This window comes from Staphylococcus pasteuri (genome assembly GCF_030547725.1).
GTDB lineage: Bacteria > Bacillota > Bacilli > Staphylococcales > Staphylococcaceae > Staphylococcus > Staphylococcus pasteuri.
This window is the reverse complement of record NZ_JAUOQO010001169.1, coordinates 1-228: the sequence shown is the minus strand read 5'-3', so window position 1 is coordinate 228 and position 228 is coordinate 1. Positions and strand designations below refer to the sequence as shown.

At 47.8% G+C, this 228-nt stretch carries 1 protein-coding gene; it reads right to left on the bottom strand.

Annotated elements, in window-relative coordinates:
- On the bottom strand, positions 1-228 hold a 228-nt coding region (locus Q4528_RS16770), incomplete at both ends, for a peptidase dimerization domain-containing protein (RefSeq protein WP_303522952.1).

Sequence of the window (228 nt, the reverse complement as noted above, 5' to 3'; positions counted from 1 at the left end):
AAGATATTGTGTACGCGCTTCACAATGTCTTGGTCGGTAAGCTCAGTTGAGTAGCGGAAGTTAAATTGTACGTCTAATTCGCCTGGAATAACGTTTGAAGCACCGGTACCCGAGTGAATGTTGGCAATTTGAAAACTGGTGGGCGGGAAAAATTGGTTACCGTTATCCCAGTGCATTGCCGCAAGCTCGGCTAAAGCTGGCGCCGCATCATGAATCGGATTTCTAGCC